The following is a 24396-nucleotide window of genomic DNA, read 5'->3' as shown; positions in this document are numbered from 1 at the left end:
CCATGGCGTATACCCCCTCGCCCGCCCGTCTGCCCGCGTCCCTGTTGCGTGAAGCCAGGCCTCTGAAGGTCCTGCTCAACCAGGCCCAGCGTCTGTCGCACCTGCAACGCCTGCTGGAAAGCCAGTTGCAGCCGGCCGCCCGCGAGCACTGCCATGTGGCGTCCTGGCGCGAAGGTACCTTGCTGCTGGTGGTCACGGATGGGCACTGGGCCACCCGCCTGCGTTACCAGCAAAAACGCCTGCTGCGCCAGTTGCAAGGCATGGAGGCGTTCATGGGCCTGCAGCGTATCCTGTTCAAGGTGCAGCCATCGACCACCCACACCCGCCCACAAGGGCCCGCCACGGAACTGTCCAGCCAGGCGGCCGAAAGCATCCAGTCGACCGCCGAGGGTATCAGCGATCCAAAGCTGCGCGCGGCGCTGGAGCGGCTGGCCAGGCATGCGCAGGGTAATGGCGAACGCTAAAACCTGTAGCCGCAGTGCAACCGATACCGCAAATAAAAAAGGCCACCCGAAGGTGGCCTCAATGAACTAGAGAGTGTTCGAACTTACACGGCCGCGACCGGACGCATGTAAGAGATCGGTGCCGTGCTGGCATCTTCGAAAGTAACCACTTCCCAGGCGTCTTTTTCCTCGATCAGCTTGCGCAGCAGCTGGTTGTTCAGCGCATGCCCCGACTTGAAGCCGCGGAATTCGCCGATCAGGCTGTTGCCCAGCAGGTAGAGGTCGCCAATGGCGTCGAGGATCTTGTGCTTGACGAATTCGTCTTCGTAACGAAGACCGTCTTCGTTGAGCACGCCGTCCGTGTCGACCACGATGGCGTTTTCCACGCTGCCGCCGAGTGCGAGGTTATGCTTGCGCAGGTACTCGATATCGCTCATGAAGCCGAAAGTCCGGGCGCGGCTGACTTCCTTCACGAACGAGGTGCTGGAAAAGTCCACGCTGGCGCTCTGGGTCCGGTTACGGAACACCGGATGATCGAAGTCGATCTCGAAGCTCACCTTGAACCCGTCGAAAGGCAGGAAAGTGGCGCGCTTGTCGCCGTCTTCCACTGTCACTTCGCGCAGGATGCGGATGAACTTCTTGGCTGCGTCCTGCTCTTCCAGGCCGGCAGACTGAATCAGGAATACAAAGGGCCCTGCGCTACCGTCCATGATCGGGACTTCCGACGCGGAGAGCTCGACGTAGGCGTTATCGATGCCCAGGCCAGCCATGGCCGAGAGCAGGTGCTCCACCGTATCGACCTTGACGTCGCCGTTGACCAGCGTCGTCGACATGGTTGTCTCGCCAACGTTTTCCGCACGGGCAGGAATCTGCACCACTGGGTCGAGGTCGGCGCGGCAAAAGACGATGCCGGTATCCACAGGCGCGGGTTTGAGGGTCAGGTAAACCTTTTCCCCGGAGTGCAGGCCGACACCTGTGGCACGGATAGTATTCTTCAGGGTGCGTTGTCTAATCATGGCATTGGCCGCTTCAGCGCAAGTTGCGAACTGGTATCAACAAAGGCTGGGGATGATAACAGACCCGGCCTTTGCTGAACACCAATCACCCTTATACCCCTGATAAATTTCATTAATCAGCCTGACGACGCAGGAAAGCCGGGATGTCCAAGTAGTCCAGGTCATCCTGTGGGTTGAGTTTAGCGGCTGCCGCGGCACCTGCATGAGCCTGGTTACGCATTACCGTTGGACGCTCCAGGTCACGGTAATTGACGGCAGGCTGCTCCGGACGAGCCGGGGCTGGGGCGGACGCCTCATAGGCAGCAGCGGTCTGCAGGGTATTGTCGACCACCTTGACCGGCTTCTCGATGCGCGCGCCCAGGCCGGTGGCCACGACGGTCACGTGCAACTCGTCACGCATGTCCGGATCGATCACGGTGCCGACCTTGACCATGGCGTGGTCGGAGGCGAAGGCTTCGATGATGCTGCCCACGTCGGAGTACTCGCCCAGGGACAGGTCGGGACCGGCGGTGATGTTCACCAGGATGCCGCGCGCGCCCTGCAGGTTGACGTCTTCGAGCAGCGGATTGCGGATCGCCGCTTCGGTGGCTTCGCGAGCGCGGTTCGGGCCGCTGGCGCAGCCAGTACCCATCATCGCCATGCCCATCTCGCTCATCACGGTGCGTACGTCGGCGAAGTCGACGTTGATCATGCCTGGACGCTTGATGATGTCGGAAATACCGCGAACGGCACCCGCCAACACGTCGTCAGCCTTGGCGAAAGCGGACAGCAGGCTGGCATCCTTGCCCAGGATGGTCAGCAGCTTCTCGTTCGGGATGGTGATCAGCGAGTCGACGCTGTCAGCCAGCGCGCGGATGCCTTCATCGGCGATCTGCATGCGCTTGCGGCCCTCGAACGGGAACGGACGGGTCACCACCGCAACGGTGAGGATACCCATTTCCTTGGCCACTTCGGCGATGATCGGTGCCGCACCGGTACCGGTACCGCCACCCATCCCAGTGGTGATGAACACCATGTTGGTGCCCTGCAGCACCTCAGCGATGCGCTCACGGTCTTCCAGCGCGGCCTGACGACCGACCTCCGGATTGGCACCGGCACCCAGGCCCTTGGTCACACCGGTACCCAACTGCAGGATGGTGCGCGCGCCGATATTCTTCAGCGCCTGGGCATCGGTGTTGGCGCAGATGAATTCGACGCCTTCGATGTTGCTCTTGACCATGTGGTTGACGGCGTTACCACCACCACCACCGACACCGATCACTTTGATGACCGGACTTTGCGGGACGTTGTCTACGAGCTCGAACATTTTCCCTCTCCTTACAGTTCTCTAGTTTTTTTGCGCCTACCACTACTGCTTTGAAACTTAGAAGTTGCCCTGGACCCAGCGCTTGAATCGCTCAAGCACTGGAGCCTTCGGTTCATCGCCATAGCTGTTGCTGCTGTTTCCGGGCAGGACCAGGCCATCGGACTGCTTCTGCAGGCCATAGGTAAGCAGGCCCACGCCGGTGGAATAGATCGGGTTGCGCACTACGTCGCTCAGCCCCCGAACGTTGTGTGGTACGCCTAGGCGTACCGGCATGTGGAAGATCTCTTCGGCCAGTTCCACCGCACCTTCCATCTTCGAAGTGCCACCGGTCAGGACGATGCCCGCTGGCACCAGATCCTCGTAGCCGCTGCGACGCAGCTCGGCCTGGATCAGGGTGAAGAGTTCGTCGTAACGCGGCTCCACCACCTCGGCCAGGGCCTGGCGCGACAGCTCGCGCGGTGGCCGGTCGCCGACGCTCGGCACCTTGATGGTCTCGCCGGCACCCGCCAGCTTGGCCAGGGCGCAGGCGTAGCGGATCTTGATTTCTTCGGCATACTGGGTCGGAGTGCGCAGGGCCATGGCGATGTCATTGGTCACCTGGTCACCGGCGATCGGAATCACCGCCGTATGGCGGATGGCCCCCTCGGTGAAGATGGCGATGTCGGTGGTGCCGCCACCGATGTCCACCAGGCACACGCCCAGTTCCTTTTCATCATCGGTCAGCACCGAGTAGGCCGAGGCCAGCTGTTCGAGGATGATGTCGTCGATCTCCAGGCCACAGCGGCGCACGCACTTCTCGATGTTCTGCGCCGCATTCACCGCGCAGGTGACCACGTGAACCTTGGCCTCCAGGCGCACGCCGGACATTCCCAGGGGCTCGCGCACCCCTTCCTGATTGTCGATCACGTAGTCCTGCGGCAGGGTGTGCAGGACTCGCTGGTCAGCTGGGATGGCCACGGCCTGGGCGGCGTCGAGCACGCGCTCGAGGTCGGCGGTGCTGACCTCACGGTCGCGGATGGCGACGATGCCGTGGGAGTTCAGGCTGCGGATATGGTTGCCGGCCACGCCGACAAAGGCCGAGTGGATACGGCAGCCAGCCATCAGTTGCGCCTCTTCCACAGCGCGCTGGATCGACTGCACGGTCGACTCGATGTTCACCACCACGCCTTTCTTCAGGCCGCGGGACGGATGGGTGCCGATACCCACGATCTCAAGGGTGCCGTCCTCACCGACCTCTCCCACCAGCGCCACCACCTTGGAGGTGCCGATGTCCAGCCCGACGATCATTTTGCCGCTATGCGCATTTGCCATGGTCCTGCCTCTCTCTAATTCTTCGCAACGGCGGGTTGGGCCGTCGTCGGTGCAATCGGTTCCCGCCAGCCAACGGCCAGGCCGTTGGCGTAACGCAGATCGATGCGGGCGATATTGGTGATCTGCTCTTTGAGTGTCTTGTCGTAAATGGCAATGAAGCGGCGCATCTTCTCCACCAGATGGTCACGCCCCAGCAGCAGTTCGATACCCGGCCCGGCACTGCCGGCGCCGGTGGTCAGGAACCAACTGCCTCGCTCGCGCAGCTCCAGGCGGGCGATGGAAAACCCCAGGGGGCGCAGCATCTGGCTCAATACCTGATATTGCTGCATGACTTTCTGCTGCGCCCGCTGCGGCCCGAACAGCTGCGGCAGGTGCTCGTAGTTGGCCAGCTCGCGCGGAGTGAAGGCCTCGCCCTGGTTGTTGAGCAAGGCTTCGTCTCCCCAGCGCGCCACCGGCAACTGTTCTTCCAGGCGGATCACCACCTCGTCCGGCCAGACCCGGCGTACCTCGGCGTGGGCGATCCACGGCATCTGCTCCAGCTCCGCACGCATGGCGCTCAGGTCGACGGTGAAGAAGCTTGCCGCCACATAGGGCGCGATACGCTGTTGCACGGCCTTCTGGCTGATGTAGCTGAGGTCGCCTTGCACGGCGATCTTGGTGATCGGCCGGTCGGCATAGGGCATTAGGCGCTGGGCGCCCTCGTATGCCCCGAAACCGGCAGCCACCAGCAAGACCGGCCAGAGCAGACGCTTGAGCGCGCTGAAGTTGGCCTTGGGCAGGCGCGCCGAAAGTGGCTCCTTGGCCACCAGACGGCTGGCACCACGCGGCACCGGCTTGCTACGGCCGGTGGCGGGTTGCTGATGACGTAACATCGCGCCTTGCATGGCTCTTAACCTCGCGTCTCGACACTGGCCGCCAGGATCGCCAGCACCAATTGCTGGAAGTCCAGGCCGGCCGCGCGCGCCGCCATGGGCACCAGGCTATGGTCAGTCATGCCGGGTGCGGTGTTGACTTCGAGCGGCCAGAAACGGCCCTGCTCGTCCTGCATCACGTCCAAACGGCCCCAGCCTTCGATGCCGATGGCATCGCAGGCGCGGGCGGTCAGTTCGATCAGTTCCTGTTCCTTGGCGCTGTCCAGGCCGCACGGGATGCGGTACTGGGTATCGGTGGCCAAGTACTTGGCGTCGTAGTCGTAGAACGCGTGGGGCGTCCCCAGGGCGATCGGCGGCAGGACCTGACCACGCAACGTGGCGATGGTGAACTCCGGGCCGCGAATCCATTGCTCGACCAGGACCTGGGAATCGTAAGTGGCAGCTTCCTTCCATGCAGTGACCAGCTCTTGCACGCTGTTCACCTTGGCCATACCGATACTGGAACCTTCATGGGCCGGTTTGACGATCAAAGGGAAGCCCAGTTCCGCGCCAGCGGAAATACAATCGGCTTCACTGGTCAACACAGCATGATGCGGAGTCGGAATACCCAGGCTCTGCCACACCTGCTTGGTGCGCAGCTTGTCCATGGCCAGTGCCGAGGCAAGGATGCCGCTGCCGGTGTAAGGAATGCCCAGGCACTCCAGAAGACCCTGCATGCTGCCGTCTTCACCGCCACGGCCATGGAGGATGATGAAGGCACGATCGATCTTCTCGCTCTGCAGGCGGCTGAGCAGGTCATCGCCCACATCGATGGCGACCACGTCGACGCCCGCACCAGCCAGTGCTTCGATCACCGCGGCGCCAGACTTGAGCGACACTTCCCGCTCGGCGCTCTTGCCGCCATAGAGCACGGCGACCCGGCCGAAGGCTTTCGGGTCCAGGGTCGAGCGCAGGGTCGAATAGGCTTCAGTCATCATTTCGACTTCCCCTGGCTGACGGTGGCGCTGGTGAACAGCGGGCTCTTGAGCAGTTGCGGAGCCAGGCCACCGATATCGCCGGCGCCCTGGCACAGCAGGATGTCGCCAGCGCGCAACAGCGGCTTGACCAACGGCGCCAGCTCGATGCCACGCTCGATGTAGATCGGGTCCAACTGGCCGCGCTGACGGATGCTGTGGCACAGCTGGCGGCTGTCAGCGCCGGGGATCGGCTCTTCGCCGGCCGGGTAGACCTCCATCAGCAGCAGCACGTTGGCATCGGCCAGTACCTGGACGAAATCGTCGTACAGGTCGCGGGTGCGGCTGTAGCGGTGCGGCTGGTAGACCATCACCAAGCGCCGCTCCGGCCAGCCTCCGCGTACGGCCTTGATCACCGCGGCCACTTCGGTCGGGTGATGGCCATAGTCGTCGACCAGCATCACGCTGCCACCGTCCACCGGCAGTTCGCCATAGACCTGGAAGCGTCGGCCGACCCCCTGGAAGCCCGACAGACCCTGGACGATAGCTTCATCACTGATGCCTTCGTCGGTGGCGATGGCAATGGTGGCCAAGGCGTTGAGCACGTTATGGTTGCCCGGCATGTTGACCGACACCTCCAGCGGCTCGCGATCGCGGCGCAGTACGGTGAAGTGGGTCTGCATACCCGACTGGCGCACATTGATGGCGCGCACGTCGGCCTCTTCGCTGAAGCCATAGGTGACCGCTGGACGCTTGACCTGCGGCAGGATCTCGCGCACCACCGGGTCGTCCAGGCACATCACCGCCAAGCCGTAGAACGGCAGGTTGTGCAAGAACTCGACAAAGGTCTTCTTCAGTTTGTTGAAGTCGCCTTCGTAGGTCGCCATGTGGTCGGCGTCGATGTTGGTGACCACGGCCACCATCGGCTGCAGGTGCAGGAAGCTGGCATCGCTCTCATCGGCTTCGGCGATCAGGTAGCGACTGGTGCCGAGCTGGGCGTTGGTGCCGGCGGCATTCAGACGCCCGCCAATGACGAAGGTCGGGTCCAGGCCACCAGCGGCGAAGACCGACGCCAGCAGGCTGGTGGTGGTGGTCTTGCCATGGGTGCCGGCCACGGCGATGCCGTGACGGTAGCGCATCAGCTCGGCGAGCATCTCCGCACGTGGCACCACGGGAATACGGCGCTCCAGCGCGGTAGCGACTTCCGGGTTGGCCGTGTTGACAGCGCTGGACACCACCAGCACATCGGCGCTGGCAGCGTTCTCGGCACGGTGGCCGATGAAGATCTCGGCACCGAAGGACTCCAGGCGCTCGGTGACCGGAGAGGCCTTGAGGTCGGAACCGGACACCTGGTACCCCAGGTTCAGCAGTACCTCGGCGATGCCGCACATGCCGACTCCGCCGATACCGACGAAGTGAATGCGGCGAATACGGCGCATTTCCGGATGAGGCATGGCTTTCTGGCTTTCAACCATGGGCCACCTCCAGGCAGATATCGACCACGGTGCTTGTTGCGGCAGGCTTAGCCAAGCGCCGGGCGGTGCTGGCCATGGTGTTGAGTTTTTGCGGTTGCATCAGCACCTCGTTCAGGCGTTCAGCGAGCTGCGCTGCGCCAGTTGTCGCTTGTGGCAGCAGGAAGGCGGCGCCTTCGCGTGCCAGATAATGGGCGTTGTGGGTCTGGTGATCGTCGATGGCATGGGGCAAGGGCACCAGCATCGAGGGCAGGCCCGCCGCCGCCAGTTCGCTGACGGTCAGCGCGCCGGCCCGGCACACCACCAGGTCGGCCCAGCCATAGGCATGGGCCATGTCTTTGATAAAGGGCTCTACCTGAGCCTCCACCCCGGCCTCGCGATAACGCTCGGCGGTGATCGGCGCATGCTGCTTGCCAGCCTGGTGGAACACCTCGGGCCGCAGGGACTCGGGAACTTCGGCCAGGGCCTGGGGCAACAGCTTGTTCAGAGGTTCGGCACCCAGGCTGCCGCCGAGCACCAGCAAGCGCGCGCGGCGACCGTCCAGCGGCGCGCGCTGCGGTTCCAGGAACAGCTCCGGGCGCACCGGGTTGCCGGTAGTGCGGCGTTTGCCGCTGGCGTCGAAGGTGTCGGGGAAAGCTTCGCAGACTCGGCCCGCCAGCGGCACCAGCAACCGATTGGCGGTACCTGCGCGGGCGTTCTGCTCGTGGATCACCAGTGGCACCCCGCACAGGCGCGCGGCGACCCCACCCGGCCCAGTCACGTAGCCGCCGAAGCCCAGCACGCAGACCGGCTTGAGCTGACGAATGATCAGCCGCGCCTGCAGCACGGCCTTGACCAGGGTGAACGGCGCCTTGAGTAGCGACAGCTTGCCCTTGCCACGCAGGCCGCTGACCTGGATCAAGTGCAGCGGCAGGCCAGCCTGGGGCACCAACTCGTTCTCGATGCCCCGCGGCGTACCCAGCCAGTGCACGCTGTAGCCACGGGCCTGGAACTCACGGGCACAGGCCAGGGCCGGGAACACGTGGCCCCCGGTGCCGCCAGCCATGATCAGTACGTTCTTGCCGTCAGCGGCCATGTTGGGGCTCCTCGGCAAAATCGCTTTCGTTGAATTCATGCTCTTCGCTGCCCAGGTACGTTCGGCTCTCCCACTCGATGCGCAGCAGCAACCCCACGCAGGCGCAGCAGATCACCAGGGAACTGCCGCCGTAGCTGAGGAATGGCAAGGTCAGGCCTTTGGTCGGCAACAGACCGACGTTCACGCCGATATTGATCAGGAACTGGCCGATCCACAGGAAGGCCAGGCCGAACGCCATGTAGGCGGCAAAGAATTGCTTGGCCTTCTCCGCCCACAAGCCGATATACAAGGCACGCACGGTCACGAAGACGAACAGCGCCACGGTGACCAGCGAGCCGACCACACCCAGCTCTTCGGCCAGTACCGAGAACACGAAGTCGGTATGCGCTTCGGGCAGGTAGAACTGCTTCTGCACACTGTTGCCCAGGCCCACGCCCAGCCATTCGCCACGGCCGAAGGCGATCAGCGCCTGGGTCAATTGGTAGCCAGAGCCGAACTGGTCGGCCCAGGGGTCGGTGAAGGTGATCAGGCGCGCCATCCGGTACGGCTGCGCCTGCACCAGGACGAACACCGCGAGCACGGCCAGCGCCACCATCAGGCTGAAGCGGAACAAGCCGACTCCGCCGAGGAACAGCATTGCTGCCGCAGCGCCCATCATCACGACGGTGGCACCGAAGTCCGGCTCCATCAACAGCAGGCCTGCCATCGGCAACAGCACGATGAACGGCTTGAAGAAGCCCATCCAGCTTTCGCGCACTTCCTGCTGGCGCCGCACAAGGTAGCCAGCCAGGTAGATGACCACGAACACTTTGGCGATTTCCGAAGGCTGGACGTTGAAGAAACTGAAGCCGATCCAGCGCATCGAACCGTTCACCTCACGGCCGATGCCCGGTACCAGCACCAACACCAGCAGGCCGAAGGCGCCGACCAGCATCATGAACCCCATGCGCTGCCAGATGGCGATCGGCACCATCATGGTCACGCCGCAGGCGAGCAAGCCCAAGGACACGTACACCAGATGGCGGAACATGTGGTACAGCGGATTGCCTGATTGCACTGCCGCCACTTCCGAGGAAGCCGACGTGATCATCACCAGGCCCAGGCCGAGCAGCGCCAAGCAACCTGCAAGGAAGGCAAAGTCGAGGTCGATACCACGGCCGCTGATCAGCGGCGAAGGATATGGCTTGATGATACCGAAGATCATGCCAGCCCTCCCGCCGCCTGGGCGAACAGGCGCCCACGCTCTTCGAAGTTCTTGAACATGTCCAGGCTGGCGCACGCCGGTGACAGCAGCACGGCATCGCCCACCTGGGCCAGTTCGGCGCATTGCTGGACGGCCTCGTCCAGGGTCTTGACCCGGACCAGTGGCACGCTGTCACCCAAGGCCTCGGCCAGGCGTTCGGCATCACGGCCAAGCAGCACCACCGCGCGGCAGTAGCTGGTCACCGGATCGCGCAGGGCACTGAAGTCGGCCCCCTTGCCATCGCCACCGGCGATCAGCAGCAGCTTGCCTTCGATATCGGCGCCCAACCCTTCGATTGCCGCCAGGGCAGCACCAACGTTGGTGGCTTTGGAATCGTCGTACCAGTTGACGCCATTGCGCTCGCGGACCCACTGGCAGCGATGGGCCAGGCCGGTGAACCGGCGCAGGCTTTCGAGCATGGCATCGAACGGCAGGCCAACGGCATGCCCCAGTGCCAGGGCAGCCAAGGCATTGCTCTGGTTGTGGGCACCACGCACCTTCAACTCACGCACTGGCATCAGCGGCTGGAACTCGAAGGTCAGGTATTTCTCGCCATCCACTTCACGCAAACCGAAGGCCTTGAAGTCCGGGGCATTCAGACCGAAGGTCCAGCACGCCCGCCCTTCGACAGGCAAGGGGCGACTCAGGGCGTCCTGGCGGTTCACCACCACCTGGCGAGCGCCACGGAAGATCCGGTGCTTGGCCAGGTGGTAGGCCGGCAGACCGCTGTAGCGATCCATATGGTCTTCACTGATGTTCAGCACGGTCGCCACTTCGGCGTTGAGCTGATCGGTGGTCTCCAACTGGAAGCTGGAGAGCTCCAGGACATACAGTTCGACAGCATCATCCAGCATATCCAGTGCCGGCGTGCCAAGGTTGCCGCCGACGGCGACGCGCTTGCCGGCCATGGCCGCCATCTCGCCCACCAGGGTGGTCACGGTGCTCTTGGCGTTGGAGCCGCTGATCGCCACGATCGGCGCCTTGGCATGACGGGCGAACAGGTCGATATCACCCGACAGGCGTACGCCGCGCGCGGCGGCCTGCTGCAGGGCCGGAGTCGCCAAGGCCAGGCCAGGGCTCACGTAGAGTTCGTCAGCGCGGCAAAGAAAGTCCACATCCAGCTCGCCACAGCGCACTTCCACCTGCGGGTAGTCGCGACGCAGGGTCGCCAGCTCCGGCGGCTGCTCGCGAGTGTCGGCGACCGCAAAGGCAATGCCCCGGCTCGCCAGGAAGCGAACCAGGGACATGCCGCTCTTGCCGAGGCCGACAACGATGCGGAAGTGGTCAGAAGCGATCAGTGACACGCTCGTCTACCTCAGTTTCAGGGTGGCAAGGCCGATCAGCACAAGAATCACGGTGATGATCCAGAAACGGACGATCACCCGAGGCTCGGGCCAACCCTTGAGTTCAAAGTGGTGATGGATCGGGGCCATGCGGAATACACGCTTGCCGGTCAGCTTGAAGGAGGCCACCTGGATCACCACCGACAGGGTCTCCATCACGAATACGCCGCCCATGATGAACAGGACGATTTCTTGGCGGACGATCACGGCGATGGTGCCCAGCGCGGCACCCAATGCCAGCGCGCCGACATCGCCCATGAACACCTGGGCCGGATAGGTGTTGAACCACAGGAAGCCCAGGCCGGCACCGATCAGGGCGCCGCAGAACACGATGAGTTCACCGGCACCCGGCACATAGGGGATCAGCAGGTACTCGGCGAACTTCACGTTGCCCGACAGGTAGCAGAAGATGCCCAAGGCACCGCCGACCATGACCGTCGGCATGATCGCCAGGCCGTCGAGGCCGTCGGTCAGGTTGACCGCGTTGCTCGAGCCGACGATGACGAAGTAGGTCAGTACGACGAAACCAACGCCCAACGGGATGGTGACGTCTTTGAGCATCGGCACGATCAGTGTGGTTTCGACGCTGGTCGGCGCGGTCATGTACAAGAAGATCGCGGCGCCCAAACCGAACACCGACTGCCAGAAGTACTTCCAGCGGCTCGGCAGGCCTCGGGAGTTCTTCTCGATCACCTTGCGGTAGTCATCGACCCAACCAATGGCGCCGAACAGCAGGGTCACCACCAGCACTACCCAAACGTAGCGGTTGCTCAGATCGGCCCACAGCAGGGTGCTGACGCCGATGGCGGAAAGGATCAGGGCGCCCCCCATGGTCGGGGTGCCGGACTTGGACAGGTGCGATTGCGGACCGTCGTTACGGACGGCCTGACCGATCTGGCGGATCTGCAGAGTACGGATCATCCATGGGCCCAGCCACAGGGCCAGCGACAGCGCGGTCAGTACACCGAGGATCCCGCGCAGGGACAGGTACTGGAAGACCGCGAAGCCTTTATGGAACTGTTGCAGATACTCAGCCAACAGCAGCAGCATTAATGTTTCTCCCCGCTGGCACCGCACAAGGTCGCCACGACGTTTTCCATCGCAGCGCTGCGCGAGCCCTTGATCAAGATAGTGGTATCGCCGGCGTCTTCGTCGCGAACAGCGTCGATCAGCTCGGCCTGAGTAGCGAAATGTCGGCCATTGGGACCGAATGCCTCAACGGCGTGGAGCATGTTCGGCCCCACCGCGTACAGGGCGTCGACCTTGCCACGGGCGTAATCGCCCACCTGACGGTGGCCCTCTTGCGCCCATTGGCCCAGTTCGCCGATATCCCCGAGCACCAGAACGGTGCGCCCGGAAAAGCCGGCGAGTATATCAATCGCGGCGCACATGGAGGTGGGGTTTGCGTTGTAGCTGTCGTCGATCACCCGCACACCGTTCGCTGCGATCTGCGCCACCGTGCGGCCCTTGACCGGTTGCACCGCACCCAGGCCAGCGGCGATGCCATTGAGCGTCAGGCCAAATACATGAGCCGCTGCCGCGGCAGCCAGGGCATTGCTGACGTTATGGGTGCCGAGCAGGTTGAGCTGGACCGCCACCGAACCATCCGGACCGTGCAGGATGAACGAGGGGCAACCGCGCTCGTCACGACCAATGTCGCTGGCATGAAAATCGGCCCGGGAATCGTTCAATGCGAAGCTGACCACCCGGTGCTGGCCCGCGCGCTTCTGCCAGGTGGCGAACGCCTTGTCGTCCAGGTTAAGGATCGCCACGCCCCCCTCGCCCAGGCCTTCGAGGATTTCACCCTTGGCCTCGACGATCTTCTCCGGCCCGCCGAACTCACCGACGTGCGCGGTCCCGGCATTGTTGATCAGGGCCACCTGGGGCTTGGTCAGGCCAACGGTGTAGGCGATCTCGCCAATGCGAGAGGCGCCCAGCTCGATGACCGCCGCACTGTGCTCGGGCGCCAGCTCCAGCAAGGTCAGCGGCGCTCCGAGATCGTTGTTCAGATTGCCGCGGGTAGCCAAGACCGGGCCACGGGTGCGCAGGATGCAGGCAAGCATCTCCTTGACCGTGGTCTTGCCACTGGAGCCAGTAATGGCCGCGACCGGCTTGTCGAAGGCGGCACGGTTGAGGGCGCCCAGTTGACCAAGCGCCAAGCGGCTGTCAGCGACCACCAATTGCGGCAAGTCGACATCCGTCACTTCGCGCTCGACCAACGCGGCCACAGCACCCTTGGCTTTCACGTCCGCCAGGTAGTCGTGGCCGTCGAAACGCGGTCCGGCCAGGGCCACGAACAGTTGCCCGGCACCGATGGCACGACTGTCGATGCTGACACCATCGAAGCTGGCATCGGCACCGACCAGGCGCCCCTGAAGAGGGCTGGCCAACTGGCTGAGTAACAATGGCTTAAGCATGCGGAGCCTCCCAGGCTGCAAGGGCCTTCTCGGCTTCGACAAGATCGGAGAAATCATGGCGCTCGCCGTTGATTTCCTGGTAATCCTCGTGGCCCTTGCCAGCCAGGACGATGACATCGTCGGCGCCGGAACTGGCAATCAGATGGGCGATGGCCTGGCCACGGCCGGCGACGAACTCGACAGTCTCGACACGGGCAAAGCCGGGACGGATATCATCGAAAATGCGCTGCGGGTCTTCGCTGCGCGGGTTGTCATCAGTCACCAGCACCCGGTCCGCCAGGCGCTCGGCCACCTCGGCCATCAGTGGACGTTTGCCGCGATCACGGTCACCACCACAGCCGAACAGGCACAGCAGTTGGCCACGGGCATGTGGGCGCAGCGCTTCGAGAACTTTCTCGAAAGCGTCCGGCGTGTGGGCGTAATCGACCACCACCAGCGGCTTGTCGCCGCCTCCCAGGCGCTGCATGCGACCTACAGGCCCCTGCAACTGCGGGGTGACCTTGAGGATCTCGTCCAGCGGGTAGTCGAGCGCCAGCAGGGCAGCCACGGCGGCAAGCATATTGCTCAGGTTGAAGCGCCCCAGCAGGCGGCTGCGCAAGGCGTGCTCGCCCTGAGGGGTAACGATGACCGCACGCACGCCATCATCATCGAAATGGGCTTCCTTGCAGAACAGCGTGGCCAACGGGTCCTGCAGGCTGTAGCTGATCAGCCGCGACTCGGCGTGCTCACTGGCCAGACGCAGGCCGAACTCGTCGTCCAGGTTGACCACCCGGCAGCGCAGGTCCGGCCAGGCGAACAGCCTGCCCTTGGCGGCCTCGTAAGCCTCCATGCTGCCGTGGTAGTCCAGGTGGTCACGCGACAGGTTGGTCATCACCGCAATGTCGAAAGCCAGGGCAGCGACACGGCCCTGATCCAAGGCATGGGACGACACTTCCATGGCCACGGCCTTGGCGCCAGACTTCTTCAGGTCATTGAGGGTCGATTGCACAGCGACCGGGTCTGGCGTGGTCAAGCGACCGCTCTGCAGCTCGCCATAGAAACCGGTGCCCAAGGTACCGATCAGGCCACAGCGCTGGCCGAGGGCATCCAGGGCCTGGGCCAGCAGTTGGGTGACACTGGTCTTGCCGTTGGTGCCGGTGACACCGACCAGGTCCAACTGGCGGCTCGGCTCGCCATAGAACCGGCCGGCGATGTCGGACAGCTGGCCGATCAGGCCCTTGACCGGAATCAGCGGCACATCGGTGATCGGCAGCACCGTCGCACCCTGCTCTTCATAGGCCACGGCGGCCGCGCCCTTTGCCAGCGCATCGGCAATGTGCGTGCGGCCGTCCACCTTGGCGCCGGGAACCGCCAGGAACAGATCGCCCGGCCGCACCACGCGGCTATCCAAGGTCAGCTCGCGGATCAATGGATCGCGGCTGGCATGGGCGAACAGCTTGCTCAATGGCATTGTCATCAACCACGCCCTCCCTTGGCGACTGCGGCATTCACTTGTTGTGGATCAGCAGGTGCAGGTGGCGGCAGGTTGTCCGGCGGTACGTTCATCAGGCGCAGCGTGCCGGACATGACTTTGCTGAAGACGGGCGCCGAAACCAGGCCACCGAAGTAACCGCCCTTGCTCGGCTCGTCGATGACCACGACGACGGCATAACGTGGATCGCTCATCGGGCCGAAACCGGCAAACAATGAGCGGTAGGCGTTTTCGGTGTACCCCTTGGAGCCGACGGTGGCCTTGCGCGCCGTACCACTCTTGCCGCCCACGTGATAGAACGGCACCTGAGCCCGGAACACGCCACGCGGCGCTTCGATCACCTGCTGCAGCATGCCCTGGATAGTTTCGGCGGTTTCCTTCGGCACCACCTGGGTGGCCTCCGGCGCCTTGTCGACCTTGAGGATGCTCAGCGGGACCATCTTGCCGTCGTTGGCCAGGGCCGCGTAGGCGTGCACCAACTGCAGCGCGGTGACAGAGACGCCGTAGCCATAGGAGAGGGTCGCCGTCTCGGCCTTGCGCCATTCACGGTGGTTGGGCAGGTTGCCGACCCGCTCACCCGGGAAGCCGAGACCGGTGTATTGACCCAGGCCCAGTTGCGACATGACCCGGTAGATGGCTTCGCCCCCGATGTCGAAGGCGATCTTGCTCATGCCAACGTTACTGGAGTTGATCAAGATGCCAGTCAGGTCGAGGATCGGACCTTCGCTCCGGGACACGTCCTTGATGGTGTAGCGGCCGATCTGCAGGCTGCCGGGGTAGACCTCGACCTTGTCGGTCGGCTTCCAGCGCCCGCTCTGCAGTGCCGCGCTCATGGACAGCGGCTTGACCGTGGAGCCTGGCTCGAAGACGTCGATGATCGCCCGGTTGCGCATGGCCGCCGGGAACATGCTACGGCGGTTGTTGGGGTTGTAGGTCGGCTGGTTGACCATGGCCAGGACCTCGCCGGTCTTGACGTCCATGATCACCAGGCTGCCGGCCTTGGCTTCCTGCTCGGCGATGGCGTTGCGCAGTTCGCGAGTGGCCAGGTACTGCAGGCGCAGGTCTATCGACAACGCCAAGGTCTTCCCGGCCTTGGCGTTCTTGGTCACCTGGATATCCTTGATCAACCGACCGCGCCGGTCCTTGATCACTTGCCTCTTGCCGGGCACCCCAGCCAACCATTCATCGTAGGCCAGCTCCACCCCTTCGCGGCCGTGGTCATCGAGGTCGGTGAAGCCGACCATGTGCGCGGTGACATCCCCTGCCGGGTAAAACCGACGGAATTCTTCCAAGCCGTAGACACCCGGGATCTTCAGATCCAGCACCTGCTGGCCCTGCTCCGGGGTCAGGCCACGAACCAGGTAGATGAATTCCTTGTTGGCCTGTTGCGTCAGCCGTTCGGCCAACTGTTGCGGGTTCTGCCCAAGTGCACTGGCAAGTTCCTTCCAGCGGTCCTTGTAAGCCTGTATTTCCTTAGGGTTGGCCCACAGCGTGGTGACCGGCGTGCTAACGGCCAGGGGCTCGCCATTACGATCGGTAATCAGGCCACGGTGCGCGGGAATCGGAATATGCCGAAGGCTACGGGCATCGCCCTGCCCCTTGAGGAAGTCGCGGTCGATCACCTGCAGATCGATGATGCGCCAGCAGATAGCGCCGACCATCAGCGCCAACAGGGCGATCACCACCCGGAAGCGCCAGGGGTAGAGTGCGCCTTCGAGCTTCATCATGGCGCCACCATCCGCACTTCGTCAGCGGCCGGGACACGCATCTTCAGCTGTTCGCTGGCCAGGGTCTCGATACGGCTGTGGGCGGTCCAGGTGCTCTGCTCAAGGATCAGCCGGCCCCACTCGGCCTGAGCCTTGTCGCGATCGCTGAGTTCACCGTACAAGGTATTGAGCAACTGACGGTTCCAGTGCGCGCTATAGGACACGGCAATCGCCGAGACAAGCACACCCACAAACAGCAGAAGCATCAGGAAGCTTCCGCCTGGCAAAGGTTTGGCTAACAGCCGACTCACCGCAACTTCTCCGCCACCCGCATGACGGCGCTGCGCGCCCGCGGGTTGGCCTTGAGCTCGGCTTCGGAGGCGAACTGCGCCTTGCCGTGCAAGCGGATCTTCGGTTCGAAGGCCTTGTGCTGGACCGGCAGGTTGCGCGGCAGGTTGTCCGCCTCGCCCTTGACCAGCTTGCGCATGAACTGTTTAACGATGCGGTCTTCCAGGGAGTGGAAGCTGATCACCACCAGGCGCCCGCCCACCTCCAGCGCCTCAAGCGCTGCCGTGAGGCCAGCCTCGAGGTCGCCCAGTTCATTGTTGACATGGATGCGCAGCCCCTGGAACGCGCGAGTCGCAGGATTCTTGCCCTTTTCCCAGGCTGGATTGGCGACCTTGAGCACCTCCGCGAGATCAGCGGTACGGGTGAAGGGCTGCGTTTCTCGGCGCAGGACAACCGCGCGGGCCATGCGCTTGGCAAAGCGCTCCTCGCCATATTCCTTGAAGACACGGGCGATTTCTTCTTCCGGCGCCGTGGCGATGAACTCGGCGGCACTGACGCCACGGGCTGGGTCCATACGCATATCCAGCGGGCCGTCATTGAGGAAGCTGAAGCCTCGTTCCGGATCATCCAGTTGCGGCGAAGACACACCTAGGTCCAGCAAAATGCCGCTGACCTTGCCGTCCAGGCCGCGCTCGGCCACCTCATGGCCCATTTCGGCAAAACTGCGCTGCACAATGACAAAGCGGCCGTCTTCGGCCGCCAGCGCTTGCCCGGTGGCAATCGCCTGAGGATCCTTGTCGAACCCCAGCAGCCGCCCTTGCGGCCCCAGCTTGCTGAGAATCAGGCGGCTGTGCCCACCCCGCCCGAAGGTGCCATCCAGATAGCAACCATCGGCGCGCACGGCCAGAGCCTCGACAGCTTCGTCGAGCAGCACGGTGATGTGGTTGAAGCCGCTATCTATTGTCACAGGATAAGATCACGCAAGTCGTCGGGCATGGCGCCCGGTTGTTGAATAGCTGCAAGGTCAGCTGCCGAAACCACGTTCCAGGCATCCTCATCCCACAGCTGAAATTTGTTCAGTTGCCCCACCAACATCGCCTTCTTGTCGAGCTTGGCGTACTCACGCAAACGCGGCGGTACCAGGAAACGCCCACTGCCATCGAGCTCCAGGTCCACCGCATTGCCGATCAGCAAACGCTGAAGGCGGCGGTTTTCCTCACGCAACGACGGCAAGGCGCGCAACTTGGCTTCTATCTGCTCCCACTCATCGAGCGGGTAAACGCACAAGCAGGGATCGACAGCATCAATGGTCACGATCAGTTGACCGGCGCAACGCGAATCCAGCTCGTCACGGTACCGACTCGGCATGGCGAGACGTCCCTTTGCATCGAGGCTGATGGCGTTGGCTCCGCGAAACACGGCTGCGATTCCCCACAATGTTAGCTTTTTTGTGCCAGAAAACCCACTTCATGCCACTTTCTGCCACTTGCGCACACTATAGGAATCCGTCCCGCACACCGTCAAGGCACGTTCATAAGGAAATCCCTTACAGAACGGAGATTTAGAGACACATATGAGGGGAAAAGGACTACACGAGAGGATTTCTGACGAGAAAAAGCAAACTCACTCAGCAAGATAGGGAGCGAAGTTAAAGTAATTTATTAAGAGTAAGATTTTTTCGGTATTACGAAGAGGCATCTGCTATCGATTCAAGCAGGGAAAGGAGGTGGAGAGTCGATCTATAAGCCGGGTTCTGTCGAGGACAGTCATTCCTCTACGACGGCCATCACTGGACGCCTTTAGCAACCTACCCGGTTCCAACGCGGGCCGCGCCATATGGAACCCTATTTGGTCTTGCTCCGAGTGGGGTTTACCTAGCCACGGACTGTTGCCAGCCGTGCGGTGCGCTCTTACCGCACCTTTTCACCCTTACCGGCACCGAAGTGCTTAGGCGGTTGTTTTCTGTGGCACTTTCCGTAGGCTCACGCCCCCCAGGCATTACCTGGCACTCCGCCCTATGGAGCCCGGACTTTCCTCCCCCTCCTTTTGCGGAACAAAAGAAGGCAGCGACTGTCCAATCGACTCTCCGCCGCCAAGGTTAACGGCAGCGGCCTCCGAGAACAAGTGATAAAGCAAACAATATCACTAAGCCACTATTGGGCTTTCTGTTTTTCCAACGCTACCTGATAAAGCAAGTTCTTACGCACGCCGGTAATTTCTGCAGCCAATGCCGCCGCCCGCTTGAGCGGCATCTCCGCCAACAACAGATCCAGCACCCGCAGCGCCTCGTTGCTGACGCTCTGCTCGCCCTCCGGCGCTGCCCAGCCCGCCACCAGCACCACGCATTCGCCGCGCTGCTGGTTGCTGTCGCCAGCGACAAACTTCCGCAACTCACTTAAGGGCAAGCCCTTGAGGGTCTCGAAGGTCTTGGTCAGCTCACGCGCCAGCAAGGCTGGCCGCTGCGCACCAAACACCGCCTCCATATCCTCCAGACACTCAAGGATACGATGCGGCGCCTCGTAGAAAATCAGCGTGCGCGGCTCTTCCTTGACCTGCTCCAGGCGGGCGCGCCGCCCCGCCGCCTTGGCCGGCAGGAAACCTTCGAAGATGAAACGGTCGGACGGCAGGCCCGCCGCGGAAAGCGCGGCGATCAAGGCGCAGGCTCCCGGCACCGGCACAACGTCGATACCTGCCGCACGAGCCTGACGCACCAAGTGGTAGCCCGGATCGGAAATCAATGGCGTCCCCGCATCAGACACCAACGCCACATCCTCCCCCGCCAGCAAGCGGGAGAGGAAGCGCCCACCCTCGTCACGCTCGTTGTGCTCATGGCACGCCGCCAACGGCGTATTGATGCCAAAGTGCTGCAGCAGGCGTATCGAGTGACGGGTATCTTCGGCCGCGATCAGCGCTACATCCCCCAGCACTTTCAATGCCCTGGCACTCATGTCATCCAGGTTGCCGATCGGCGTGGCGACGACATAAAGCCTACCCACTGTGGATTTCGAAGCACCTGGAACATCAGTCACTGAACACACCTGTCTTTCGGATCAAAGGCGCCATTGTAGCCCGAGCACTGGCAACAAGGCGCAACCATCTTGCAACGGCAGGCCCGGCCACACGACCTATATTGAACGATTAGCGCCAGCAAGATCGCGCCCCGGCCAGTGCTTGGGTACAATTGCCGGCCAACTTGATCGAGTAACAGGACAATTACATGATCGCTTGCCTGCGGCTGTTCACAGCCCTCTGCCTCGCTGCCTTGCTGGCAGCCTGCGCCAGCTCGCCCTCATCCAGCCTGGGCGAACTGCCACGCACACCGGACGCCAGCATCGAGCAATTGCTCGAAAAGGCAGCCTCCAGCAAGAACGCGGAAGACGCTGCGCTGCTGCGCCTGAGCGCCGCCGACCAAGCCTACCGGCAGAAGGACTTCCCACGTGCCGCGCGCATTCTCGAGCAAGTTCCGATGGATTCGCTCAAACCCGCCCAGCAAGTGTTCGCCAGTACCCTGGCCGCCGAACTGGCGATGAGCCGCAACCAACCCAAGGCGGCCCTGAGCGCCCTGTCCCACCCGAGCCTGGACCGCCTGGGCGAGCTGCCGGAAGAACAGCAGGCTCGCACCTACAACGTCCACGCCGCCGCCCTCGAGGCCGACGGCCAGGCCCTGGCCGCCGCCCAGCAACGCGTACTCCTGGCGCCCCTGCTGAGCGACCAGGCGAGCAGCGCCAACAATGACGCCATCTGGGCACTGGTAGCCTCCCTGCCAACTGAACAGCTGCAACCCACCGGCAACGACACTCTGGCCGGCTGGGTCAGCCTGGCCCTGGCAGTGAAGAGCGCCGGCACCCTGGAGCAACAACAGGACGCCATCGACGCCTGGCGCAACCAGCACCCCGAGCACCCGGCTGCCGTGCAACTGCCGCTGCCACTGGTCAAGCTCAAGGAACTGGCCAGCCAGCCACTGACTAAGATCGCCTTGCTGCTGCCGCAGGAGGGCCCGCTGGCTGGCGTCGCCCGCGCCCTGCGTGACGGCTTCATGGCCGCCCATTTCCAAGCCCAGCAGGCTGGCCAGCCTGCACCAGCCGTACAGGTCTTCGACAGCTCGCGCCTGACCTCGCTGGATGACTTCTATCGCCAGGCCGAGGCCGCCGGTGTGCAACTGGTGGTAGGCCCGCTGGACAAACCCCTGGTCAAGCAACTCGCGGCTTACCCACAATTGCCGATCACCACCCTGGCCCTGAACTATGCCGACGCGGGCCAGAAAGCCCCACCCCAGCTGTTCCAGTTCGGCCTCGCCGCCGAAGACGAAGCCCGCGAAGTCTCCCGACGCGCGCATGCCGACGGCATGGTCCGCGCCGTAGCCCTGGTGCCCAGTGGCGAATGGGGTGATCGCGTGCTGAGCGCCTTCCGCCAGGACTGGGAAGCCCGCGGCGGCACCCTGCTCGCCGCCGAGCACATCGCCCAACCGGTCGCCCTCGCCCAACAGATCGCCGACCTGTTCCAACTGCGCCAAAGCGAAAGCCGCGCCAAGAGCCTGCAGAGCACTGTAGGCGGCAATGTCGCGGCACAGCCCTCGCGCCGCCAGGACATCGATTTCATCTTCCTCGCCGCAACCCCACAGCAGGCGCAGCAGATCAAACCGACCCTGAACTTCCAGTACGCCGGCGACGTGCCAGTCTACGCCACCTCAAACGTGTACAGTGCCAGCGGTGACGTCAACCAGTACAACGACATGACCGGCATCCGCTTCTGCGAAACACCGTGGCTGCTCGACAGCAGCAACAACCTGCGCCAACAGGTGGTCAGCCAATGGCCGCAAGCGGCCGGCAGCCTGGGCCGCCTGTATGCCATGGGTGTCGATGCCTACAGCCTGGCTCCACGCCTGGGTCAACTCAAGGCCCTGCCTGACAACCGCGTGGAAGGCCTGTCCGGCAGCCTGAGCGTGAACACCAGTCAGCGCGTCGAACGCCAGCTGCCATGGGCCGAATTCACCGGCGGCCAGGTCAAGCGCCTGCCAGACACCCCACGCTGATGCCCCAGACATCGCCCTTGAGCGCTGGCCAGGCCGCCGAAAGGCAAGCCCTTGAATACCTTCAAGAGCAAGGCCTGCGCCTGCTGACGCAAAACTGGCGATGCAAAGGCGGCGAGCTTGATCTGGTCATGCTCGACAGCGATACAGTAGTATTCGTCGAAGTCCGCTACCGGTTGCACGCGGACTTCGGTGGCGCCCTCGGTAGTATCGACGGGCGCAAGCAGAAACGACTGGTGCTTGCCGCCAACCTTTTCCTGCAGAAGGAGTCCCGCTGGGCCAACCATCCCTGCCGTTTCGACGTTGTCGCCCTGCAGGGCAGCCGCCACGCAGGTCAACCGCTTCAATGGCTGAAAAACGCCTTCGAATGCTGAACCCATTCAACCTTTTTGCTCTATGTTTCGCGGGCTGGCCTGTTGCCGCGCGTCGCGCCGGCCACCGCCCCACTTAAGGTCACACCAGATGGACATGCAATCCCGAATTCGCCGGCTATTCCAGGCCAGCATCGACACCAAGCAACAGGCAATGGACATCCTGGCACCGCACATCGAGCTGGCCAGCCAGGTCATGGTCAATGCCCTGCTCAACGAGGGCAAGATGCTCGCCTGTGGCAACGGCGGCTCGGCAGGCGATGCCCAGCACTTTTCCTCCGAGTTGCTCAACCGATTCGAGCGCGAGCGCCCGAGCCTGCCGGCCATTGCCCTGACCACCGATAGCTCGACCATCACTTCGATCGCCAACGACTACAGCTACAACGAAGTCTTCTCCAAACAGATCCGCGCCCTGGGGCAACCCGGCGATGTGCTGCTGGCAATCTCCACCAGCGGCAACTCGGCCAACGTGATCCAGGCGATCCAGGCCGCACATGATCGGGAAATGATTGTCGTAGCATTGACCGGACGCGACGGTGGCGGCATGGCTTCGCTGCTACTGCCTGAAGATGTCGAGATTCGTGTACCGTCGGCGGTCACCGCACGTATCCAGGAAGTCCACCTGCTGGCGATCCACTGCCTCTGCGACCTGATCGACAGCCAACTGTTCGGGAGTGAAGAATGATCCCTAAACGCCTCGGCCTGATGGCCCTGACCCTATGCCTGAGCGTCACCGGCTGCACCTCGGTGCTTACCGCATCACGCGAAAAACCCATCGAGGATGACCGTGGCACCCGCACCATCGGCAGCAAGATCGACGACTCATTGATCGAAACCAAGGTGGCAGTCAATGTCGCCAAGGCCAGCCCCGACCTGGACAAGAACTCGCACATCGTCGTCACCAGCTACAACGGCATCGTCCTGCTGGCCGGACAGACCCCACGCGCCGACCTCAAGGGCCTCGCCGAACAAGCTGCCAGTCAGGTCCAGCGGGTCAAGAAGGTACATAACGAGCTGCAGGTGATGCAGCCCTCCTCCCTCCTGGCACGCAACAACGACGCCTGGCTGACCACCAAGATCAAGACCCAGATGCTGGCCGACGCCAACGTCCCCGGTTCGCGCATCAAGGTGATCACCGAGAACGGCATCGTCTACATGCTCGGCCTGCTGACCCAGCAGGAAGCCGCCCGCGCCACCCGCGTGGTGCAAGGTGTGTCGGGCGTGCAGAAGATCGTCAAACTGTTCGAGTATATCGACTGACCGGCTCTTCCCATCACGGGGCAAGCCACCTCCACGCTCGACCACATTGGCGCAACAGGAGGTCGGCCAGCCCCGCGACCAGCTCCATCAACCACTCCTCCAGGAACCCTCTATGAAAAACCGCCTGCTGCCCACCCTGCTGCTCGGCGCCTTCGCCGCCCTGGCCGGTTGCTCCACTCCTAGCCTGATAACCCTCAATGATGGTCGCGAATATCAGGCCTTCGACAAACCGCACTACGACCGCAACTCAGGCTTCTACGAGTTCGAACAGCTGGATGGCAAGCTCACCCGCGTCAACAAGGATCAGGTTCGCAGTATCAGCGACCTGTAATCGCGGACAAGCCTCCATGAAAAAGGCGATCCCGGAGGATCGCCTTTTTTGTTTACTTGACCACCTTGAGGCTGGGCCGACCGCTCGGCCGCGGCGGCTGCCCACCACCGTTCGGCGGCCCATCATCATCCGGCTCGACACCTTCGTCCTCCAGCTCATCGCTCTCCATCAACGGAGGCTCGAGCTCGAAGACCATGCCCTGACCATTCTCGCGGGCATAGATGCCAAGGATGGCACCCACCGGCACATAGAGCGTATGAGCCACGCCACTGAAGCGCCCTTCGAAGCTCACCGCCTCGTTGTCCATGTGCAGCTGGCGCACGGCATTGGGAGAGATGTTCAGGACGATCTGACCATCACTGGCGAAACCCTGAGGCACCTGGACCGCCGGATACTCGGCATTGACCAGCATATGTGGGGTGCAATCGTTGTCGACGATCCATTCGTACAGTGCACGTACCAGATAGGGGCGACTGGAGTTCATCAACG

The 24396-nt window shown here is 63.1% G+C and carries 24 protein-coding genes and 1 other RNA gene; 6 read left to right on the top strand and 19 right to left on the bottom strand.

The annotated features are described in order from the left end of the window. The first annotated feature begins 2 nt into the window (after positions 1 to 2). Positions 3 to 464, top strand: coding sequence for a DUF721 domain-containing protein (locus ACYU03_RS05200; RefSeq protein ID WP_461888574.1), 462 nt, complete (start codon positions 3 to 5; stop codon positions 462 to 464). Between the two features lie 83 nt (positions 465 to 547). Here ACYU03_RS05200 and lpxC read toward each other — a convergent pair whose 3' ends face one another. The 18 genes from lpxC to rsmI form a co-directional block, all read right to left on the bottom strand. Continuing rightward, positions 548 to 1459: a UDP-3-O-acyl-N-acetylglucosamine deacetylase gene (lpxC, locus tag ACYU03_RS05195; protein ID WP_461888572.1), complete on the bottom strand. Its 912-nt coding sequence runs from the start codon at positions 1457 to 1459 to the stop codon at positions 548 to 550. Between the two features lie 112 nt (positions 1460 to 1571). Next, positions 1572 to 2765, bottom strand: a complete 1194-nt coding sequence (gene ftsZ, locus ACYU03_RS05190) for a cell division protein FtsZ (protein ID WP_461888571.1) — start codon at positions 2763 to 2765, stop codon at positions 1572 to 1574. A gap of 57 nt (positions 2766 to 2822) precedes the next feature. Beyond that, positions 2823 to 4076 (bottom strand): cell division protein FtsA, encoded by a 1254-nt coding sequence (gene ftsA, locus ACYU03_RS05185; RefSeq protein ID WP_461888569.1) that lies wholly within the window; start codon positions 4074 to 4076, stop codon positions 2823 to 2825. Positions 4077 to 4090: 14 nt separating this feature from the next. After that, complete coding sequence (locus ACYU03_RS05180) at positions 4091 to 4960, bottom strand: cell division protein FtsQ/DivIB (RefSeq protein WP_461888568.1); 870 nt, start codon at positions 4958 to 4960, stop codon at positions 4091 to 4093. A gap of 5 nt (positions 4961 to 4965) precedes the next feature. Next, positions 4966 to 5922, bottom strand: coding sequence for a D-alanine--D-alanine ligase (locus tag ACYU03_RS05175; protein WP_461891395.1), 957 nt, complete (start codon positions 5920 to 5922; stop codon positions 4966 to 4968). Further along, complete coding sequence (murC, locus tag ACYU03_RS05170; RefSeq protein ID WP_461888566.1) at positions 5922 to 7376, bottom strand: UDP-N-acetylmuramate--L-alanine ligase; 1455 nt, start codon at positions 7374 to 7376, stop codon at positions 5922 to 5924. Before murC ends, ACYU03_RS05175 begins: the two co-directional genes overlap by 1 nt. Next, a complete protein-coding gene (gene murG / locus ACYU03_RS05165) occupies positions 7369 to 8448 on the bottom strand; it encodes an undecaprenyldiphospho-muramoylpentapeptide beta-N-acetylglucosaminyltransferase (RefSeq protein ID WP_461888564.1) in 1080 nt (359 codons plus the stop codon). The genes murC and murG overlap by 8 nt, the downstream gene beginning before the upstream one ends. Beyond that, on the bottom strand, positions 8438 to 9652 hold the full coding sequence (gene ftsW, locus ACYU03_RS05160) for a putative lipid II flippase FtsW (RefSeq protein ID WP_461888562.1): 1215 nt from the start codon (positions 9650 to 9652) through the stop codon (positions 8438 to 8440). Before ftsW ends, murG begins: the two co-directional genes overlap by 11 nt. After that, positions 9649 to 10995 carry a UDP-N-acetylmuramoyl-L-alanine--D-glutamate ligase gene (murD, locus tag ACYU03_RS05155; protein ID WP_461888560.1) on the bottom strand — a complete coding sequence of 449 codons (1347 nt, stop codon included), beginning with the start codon at positions 10993 to 10995 and terminating at the stop codon, positions 9649 to 9651. The genes ftsW and murD overlap by 4 nt, the downstream gene beginning before the upstream one ends. Before the next feature lie 6 nt (positions 10996 to 11001). After that, positions 11002 to 12084, bottom strand: a complete 1083-nt coding sequence (gene mraY, locus ACYU03_RS05150) for a phospho-N-acetylmuramoyl-pentapeptide-transferase (protein ID WP_461888558.1) — start codon at positions 12082 to 12084, stop codon at positions 11002 to 11004. Continuing rightward, complete coding sequence (locus tag ACYU03_RS05145; protein ID WP_461888556.1) at positions 12084 to 13451, bottom strand: UDP-N-acetylmuramoyl-tripeptide--D-alanyl-D-alanine ligase; 1368 nt, start codon at positions 13449 to 13451, stop codon at positions 12084 to 12086. The genes mraY and ACYU03_RS05145 overlap by 1 nt, the downstream gene beginning before the upstream one ends. Continuing rightward, entirely contained in the window at positions 13444 to 14907 is a 1464-nt protein-coding gene (locus tag ACYU03_RS05140; protein WP_461888554.1) for a UDP-N-acetylmuramoyl-L-alanyl-D-glutamate--2,6-diaminopimelate ligase, read from the bottom strand. The genes ACYU03_RS05145 and ACYU03_RS05140 overlap by 8 nt, the downstream gene beginning before the upstream one ends. Next, on the bottom strand, positions 14907 to 16646 hold the full coding sequence (locus tag ACYU03_RS05135; protein WP_461891393.1) for a peptidoglycan D,D-transpeptidase FtsI family protein: 1740 nt from the start codon (positions 16644 to 16646) through the stop codon (positions 14907 to 14909). Before ACYU03_RS05135 ends, ACYU03_RS05140 begins: the two co-directional genes overlap by 1 nt. Further along, on the bottom strand, positions 16646 to 16939 hold the full coding sequence (gene ftsL, locus ACYU03_RS05130; RefSeq protein ID WP_461888553.1) for a cell division protein FtsL: 294 nt from the start codon (positions 16937 to 16939) through the stop codon (positions 16646 to 16648). The genes ACYU03_RS05135 and ftsL overlap by 1 nt, the downstream gene beginning before the upstream one ends. Then, positions 16936 to 17883 (bottom strand): 16S rRNA (cytosine(1402)-N(4))-methyltransferase RsmH, encoded by a 948-nt coding sequence (gene rsmH, locus ACYU03_RS05125; protein ID WP_461888551.1) that lies wholly within the window; start codon positions 17881 to 17883, stop codon positions 16936 to 16938. Before rsmH ends, ftsL begins: the two co-directional genes overlap by 4 nt. Beyond that, positions 17880 to 18335, bottom strand: a complete 456-nt coding sequence (gene mraZ / locus ACYU03_RS05120; RefSeq protein WP_461888549.1) for a division/cell wall cluster transcriptional repressor MraZ — start codon at positions 18333 to 18335, stop codon at positions 17880 to 17882. The genes rsmH and mraZ overlap by 4 nt, the downstream gene beginning before the upstream one ends. Before the next feature lie 307 nt (positions 18336 to 18642). Beyond that, an RNA gene (gene rnpB / locus ACYU03_RS05115) (RNase P RNA component class A) lies at positions 18643 to 19002 on the bottom strand. A 67-nt stretch (positions 19003 to 19069) separates the two neighbouring features. After that, positions 19070 to 19945, bottom strand: a complete 876-nt coding sequence (rsmI, locus tag ACYU03_RS05110) for a 16S rRNA (cytidine(1402)-2'-O)-methyltransferase (protein WP_461888548.1) — start codon at positions 19943 to 19945, stop codon at positions 19070 to 19072. Positions 19946 to 20133: 188 nt separating this feature from the next. Between rsmI and ACYU03_RS05105 the strand changes: the two genes are divergently transcribed. The 5 genes from ACYU03_RS05105 (at position 20134) to ACYU03_RS05085 (ending at position 23907) form a co-directional block, all read left to right on the top strand. Further along, positions 20134 to 21948, top strand: a complete 1815-nt coding sequence (locus ACYU03_RS05105; protein ID WP_461888547.1) for a penicillin-binding protein activator — start codon at positions 20134 to 20136, stop codon at positions 21946 to 21948. After that, positions 21948 to 22319 (top strand): YraN family protein, encoded by a 372-nt coding sequence (locus ACYU03_RS05100; RefSeq protein WP_461888545.1) that lies wholly within the window; start codon positions 21948 to 21950, stop codon positions 22317 to 22319. The genes ACYU03_RS05105 and ACYU03_RS05100 overlap by 1 nt, the downstream gene beginning before the upstream one ends. A gap of 88 nt (positions 22320 to 22407) precedes the next feature. Next, positions 22408 to 23001 (top strand): phosphoheptose isomerase, encoded by a 594-nt coding sequence (locus ACYU03_RS05095; protein WP_461888544.1) that lies wholly within the window; start codon positions 22408 to 22410, stop codon positions 22999 to 23001. Continuing rightward, a complete protein-coding gene (locus tag ACYU03_RS05090) occupies positions 22998 to 23576 on the top strand; it encodes a BON domain-containing protein (RefSeq protein ID WP_461888542.1) in 579 nt (192 codons plus the stop codon). The genes ACYU03_RS05095 and ACYU03_RS05090 overlap by 4 nt, the downstream gene beginning before the upstream one ends. Before the next feature lie 112 nt (positions 23577 to 23688). After that, positions 23689 to 23907, top strand: coding sequence for a YgdI/YgdR family lipoprotein (locus tag ACYU03_RS05085; RefSeq protein WP_461888540.1), 219 nt, complete (start codon positions 23689 to 23691; stop codon positions 23905 to 23907). A gap of 52 nt (positions 23908 to 23959) precedes the next feature. Here ACYU03_RS05085 and ACYU03_RS05080 read toward each other — a convergent pair whose 3' ends face one another. Next, positions 23960 to 24391 (bottom strand): ClpXP protease specificity-enhancing factor, encoded by a 432-nt coding sequence (locus ACYU03_RS05080; RefSeq protein WP_461888538.1) that lies wholly within the window; start codon positions 24389 to 24391, stop codon positions 23960 to 23962. Positions 24392 to 24396: the final 5 nt, after the last annotated feature.

The sequence above is a fragment of the Pseudomonas sp. X10 genome, assembly GCF_054889225.1.
The sequence above is the reverse complement of the archived record's forward strand: the minus strand, read 5'-3'. Positions and strand labels throughout refer to the sequence as shown.